This window comes from Phaeospirillum tilakii (assembly GCF_042683125.1).
GTDB lineage: Bacteria > Pseudomonadota > Alphaproteobacteria > Rhodospirillales > Magnetospirillaceae > Phaeospirillum > Phaeospirillum tilakii.
This window is the reverse complement of record NZ_JBHUIY010000076.1, coordinates 1-5223: the sequence shown is the minus strand read 5'-3', so window position 1 is coordinate 5223 and position 5223 is coordinate 1. Positions and strand designations below refer to the sequence as shown.

Here is a 5223-nt window from a genome sequence, read left to right as displayed (position 1 = left end):
AAGAGACAGGAAGGGATGCGCAGGCGGCGCCGGTCCGGTTCACGGACCGACCAAAGTCAAGCGCATCTCAGCTAAGCGTGATGTAATTGCTTTGGACGAGCTCCGGTCTGCAACTTGGTTGCAGAAGTCAACTTGAGAGTTTGATCCTGGCTCAGAACGAACGCTGGCGGCAGGCTTAACACATGCAAGTCGAACGAAGGCTTCGGCCTTAGTGGCGCACGGGTGAGTAACACGTGGGAATATGCCTTTCGGTGGGGAATAACGTTGGGAAACTGACGCTAATACCGCATACGCCCTTCGGGGGAAAGATTTATCGCCGAAAGATTAGCCCGCGTCCGATTAGCTAGTTGGTGGGGTAACGGCCTACCAAGGCGACGATCGGTAGCTGGTCTGAGAGGATGATCAGCCACACTGGGACTGAGACACGGCCCAGACTCCTACGGGAGGCAGCAGTGGGGAATATTGGACAATGGGCGCAAGCCTGATCCAGCCATGCCGCGTGAGTGATGAAGGCCTTCGGGTTGTAAAGCTCTTTCGACGGGGACGATGATGACGGTACCCGTAGAAGAAGCCCCGGCTAACTTCGTGCCAGCAGCCGCGGTAATACGAAGGGGGTTAGCGTTGTTCGGAATTACTGGGCGTAAAGCGCACGCAGGCGGTCCTCCAAGTCAGAAGTGAAAGCCCTGGGCTCAACCCGGGAACTGCTTTTGATACTGGGGAACTGGAATCACGGAGAGGGTAGGGGAATTCCGAGTGTAGAGGTGAAATTCGTAGATATTCGGAAGAACACCAGTGGCGAAGGCGCCTACCTGGCCGTCGATTGACGCTCATGTGCGAAAGCGTGGGGAGCAAACAGGATTAGATACCCTGGTAGTCCACGCCGTAAACGATGAGTGCTAGATGTTGGGGTGCATGCACTTCAGTGTCGAAGCTAACGCGATAAGCACTCCGCCTGGGGAGTACGGCCGCAAGGTTAAAACTCAAAGGAATTGACGGGGGCCCGCACAAGCGGTGGAGCATGTGGTTTAATTCGAAGCAACGCGCAGAACCTTACCAGCCCTTGACATGGGGATCATCGGTTCGAGAGATTGGACCTTCAGTTCGGCTGGATCCCGCACAGGTGCTGCATGGCTGTCGTCAGCTCGTGTCGTGAGATGTTGGGTTAAGTCCCGCAACGAGCGCAACCCTCATCTTCAGTTGCCATCATTCAGTTGGGCACTCTGAAGAAACTGCCGGTGACAAGCCGGAGGAAGGTGGGGATGACGTCAAGTCCTCATGGCCCTTACGGGCTGGGCTACACACGTGCTACAATGGTGGTGACAATGGGTTGCGAACCCGCGAGGGCAAGCTAATCTCCAAAAGCCATCTCAGTTCGGATTGCACTCTGCAACTCGAGTGCATGAAGTCGGAATCGCTAGTAATCGTGGATCAGCATGCCACGGTGAATACGTTCCCGGGCCTTGTACACACCGCCCGTCACACCATGGGAGTTGGCTTTACCCGAAGCCGGTGCGCTAACCGCAAGGAGGCAGCCGACCACGGTAAGGTCAGCGACTGGGGTGAAGTCGTAACAAGGTAGCCGTAGGGGAACCTGCGGCTGGATCACCTCCTTTCAAGGATGTCCCGGAAAGTCCTGCTCACAGGACAATCTCGGATACCTTCATACATCCGGCCGACGCCGTCTCCGCATCCCTTCCTCGAACAAGAAACGAAACACGGGCTCGTAGCTCAGCTGGTCAGAGCACACGCTTGATAAGCGTGGGGTCGTAAGTTCAAATCTTACCGGGCCCACCATGACCGCTGTAGACCGTTGTTTGCTGTTCGCACCATCCCCCGGGGCCGTAGCTCAGTTGGGAGAGCGCGTGCTTTGCAAGCATGAGGTCGTCGGTTCGATCCCGTCCGGCTCCACCAAGGGGTGTTGAGCTGTTCGTTTTGTTTGTTCGAGGTTGTCTCGAGATTGTCGCAGCCCTGGGGGCCGCGACGGCAGGACCTTCGGGTCTCGCTGTTCTTTGTCATCGTGAATAGGTTTTTTCGATCTGGTCGTGCGCCGGATGCCGTAAAGTCAAGCGGCAGGAAAGGCGCACGAATGTGTGAATCGCTGAAGTTTCTGCGGTCCATAGGCCGGGCTTGTCCCTGCGTATGGAGCGATCAAGCGTCAAAAGGGCATTTCGTGGATGCCTTGGCACTGAGAGGCGATGAAGGACGTGGCACGCTGCGATAAGCCATGGGGAGCCGCGAGCAGGCTTTGATCCGTGGATTTCCGAATGGGGAAACCCCACCGTAAGGTGATCCCGTACTGAATACATAGGTGCGGGAGGCGAACCGGGTGAACTGAAACATCTAAGTAACCCGAGGAAAGGACATCAACCGAGACTCCGCTAGTAGTGGCGAGCGAACGCGGACCAGCCCAGTGATGTCGTGTACATAATCTGAACCGTCTGGAAAGTCGGGCCATAGAGCGTGATAGCCGCTTAAGAGTAAACCGCACGACATCCTTGAGTAAGGCGGGACACGTGAAATCCTGTCTGAACATGGGGGGACCACCCTCCAAGGCTAAGTACTCCTCAGTGACCGATAGTGAACGAGTACCGTGAGGGAAAGGTGAAAAGCACCCCGACGAGGGGAGTGAAATAGTTCCTGAAACGGAATGCCTACAAGCAGTCGGAGCGGCCTCGAGCCGTGACGGCGTACCTTTTGTATAATGGGTCAGCGAGTTAGTGTATGCAGCGAGCTTAAGCCGGTAGGTGAAGGCGTAGCGAAAGCGAGTCTGAATAGGGCGCCGAGTTGCATGCATTAGACCCGAAACCGGGTGATCTAGCCATGGGCAGGTTGAAGGTGGGGTAACACCCACTGGAGGACCGAACTCACGTCTGTTGAAAAAGACGGAGATGACCTGTGGTTAGGGGTGAAAGGCCAATCAAACCCGGAAATAGCTGGTTCTCCGCGAAAGCTATTTAGGTAGCGCCTCGGATGAATACCGTCGGGGGTAGAGCACTGGATGGGCTAGGGGGTCCCAAAGACCTACCAAACCTAACCAAACTCCGAATACCGATGAGTACTATCCGGGAGACAGACGTCGGGTGCTAAGGTCCGGCGTCAAGAGGGAAACAGCCCAGACCGCCAGCTAAGGTCCCCAAGTCATGGCTAAGTGGGAAAGGATGTAAGACGGCCAAAACAACCAGGAGGTTGGCTTAGAAGCAGCCATCCTTTAAAGAAAGCGTAATAGCTCACTGGTCTAATAGCTGTCTCGCGCCGAAAATGTACCGGGGCTCAAGCCATGCACCGAAGCTGCGGGTGTGCGCAAGCACGCGGTAGCGGAGCGTTCCGTAAGCCTGCGAAGGCGTCACCGTGAGGGGCGCTGGAGGTATCGGAAGTGAGAATGCTGACATGAGTAGCGACAAACAGTGTGAGAAACACTGTCGCCGAAAGTCCAAGGGTTCCTGCGCAAGGCTAATCCGCGCAGGGTCAGCCGGCCCCTAAGGCGAGGGCGAGAGCCGTAGTCGATGGGAACCACGTTAATATTCGTGGGCCTGCTGGGTGTGACGGCCTCCGTGTATTGTCTCCTCTTATCGGATTGAGGGGGCAGTGAAGGAGGTCCAGGAAATAACCCCAGCGTATAGACCGTACCCTAAACCGACACAGGTGGACTGGTAGAGCATACCAAGGCGCTTGGGAGAATGGTGTTGAAGGAACTAGGCAAATTGACCCCGTAACTTCGGAATAAGGGGTACCCCTCTTAGGGCAACCTTTGGGGGGTGGCACAGACCAGGGGGTGGCGACTGTTTACTAAAAACACAGGGCTCTGCGAAGTCGAAAGACGACGTATAGGGTCTGACGCCTGCCCGGTGCCGGAAGGTTAAAAGGAGAGGTGCAAGCCTTGAATTGAAGCCCCGGTAAACGGCGGCCGTAACTATAACGGTCCTAAGGTAGCGAAATTCCTTGTCGGGTAAGTTCCGACCTGCACGAATGGCGTAACGACTTCCCCGCTGTCTCCAACACCAACTCAGCGAAATTGAATTCTCCGTGAAGATGCGGAGTACCCGTGGCTAGACGGAAAGACCCCGTGCACCTTTACTCCAGCTTTGCAGTGGTACTAGGATGTGGATGTGTAGGATAGGTGGGAGTCTATGAAACCTTGGCGCCAGCCAGGGCGGAGACAACCTTGAAATACCACCCTTCTGCTTCCTGGTATCTAACCGCGCCCCGTGAACCCGGGGCCGGGACCCTGCATGGTGGGGAGTTTGACTGGGGCGGTCGCCTCCCAAAGAGTAACGGAGGCGCGCGATGGTGGGCTCAGGCTGGTCGGAAATCAGCTGTCGAGTGCAATGGCATAAGCCCGCCTGACTGCGAGACAGACAAGTCGAGCAGAGACGAAAGTCGGTCATAGTGATCCGGTGGTCCCGCGTGGAAGGGCCATCGCTCAACGGATAAAAGGTACGCCGGGGATAACAGGCTGATCTCCCCCAAGAGTCCACATCGACGGGGAGGTTTGGCACCTCGATGTCGGCTCATCACATCCTGGGGCTGGAGCAGGTCCCAAGGGTTCGGCTGTTCGCCGATTAAAGTGGTACGTGAGCTGGGTTTAGAACGTCGTGAGACAGTTCGGTCCCTATCTACCATGGGTGTTGGAAACTTGAGAGGACCTGTCCCTAGTACGAGAGGACCGGGATGGACGCACCTCTAGTGTACCGGTTGTCGCGCCAGCGGCATTGCCGGGTAGCCACGTGCGGACGAGATAACCGCTGAATGCATCTAAGCGGGAAGCTCCCCTCAAAACCAGGTTTCCCTATCAGAGCCGTGGAAGACCACCACGTTGATAGGTGGCATGTGGAAGCGTGGCAACACGTGAAGCTAAGCCATACTAATCGCTCGATCGGCTTGATCGCCCATGCGCGGCGGCAAGCCCGGCCACAGGCCGCAAACAACAACGATCCACACATCCAGATCCTTTTTGGTTTCCTTCGACGACCTGGTGGTCATAGCGAGGGCCCTCCACCCGATCCCATCCCGAACTCGGACGTGAAACCCCTCTGCGCCCATGGTACTGTGTCTCAAGGCACGGGAGAGTCGGTCGCTGCCAGGTCTTCCAAGGAAACCAAAAAAACCTATCACGATTACAATCCCCCTCGCCGCGCCAGCGCATTAACGCGGGGTGGAGCAGCCCGGTAGCTCGTCAGGCTCATAACCTGAAGGTCGTAGGTTCAAATCCTGCCCCCGCAACCA

Annotated in this window: 3 tRNA genes and 3 rRNA genes; all 6 read left to right on the top strand. The window is 56.5% G+C overall.

Annotation, left to right across the window (positions count from 1 at the left end):
• The first annotated feature begins 128 nt into the window (after positions 1-128).
• Positions 129-1613 (top strand): 16S ribosomal RNA (locus ACFSNB_RS18400).
• A gap of 104 nt (positions 1614-1717) precedes the next feature.
• A tRNA-Ile gene (locus ACFSNB_RS18395) sits at positions 1718-1794 on the top strand.
• Positions 1795-1835: 41 nt separating this feature from the next.
• Positions 1836-1911: transfer RNA gene (locus ACFSNB_RS18390), tRNA-Ala, on the top strand.
• Positions 1912-2146: 235 nt separating this feature from the next.
• A 23S ribosomal RNA gene (locus ACFSNB_RS18385) occupies positions 2147-4886 on the top strand.
• A gap of 82 nt (positions 4887-4968) precedes the next feature.
• Positions 4969-5083 (top strand): 5S ribosomal RNA (rrf, locus tag ACFSNB_RS18380).
• The 16S, 23S and 5S rRNA genes sit together here with 3 tRNA genes alongside, the layout of an rRNA operon.
• A 63-nt stretch (positions 5084-5146) precedes the next feature.
• Positions 5147-5223: transfer RNA gene (locus ACFSNB_RS18375), tRNA-Met, on the top strand.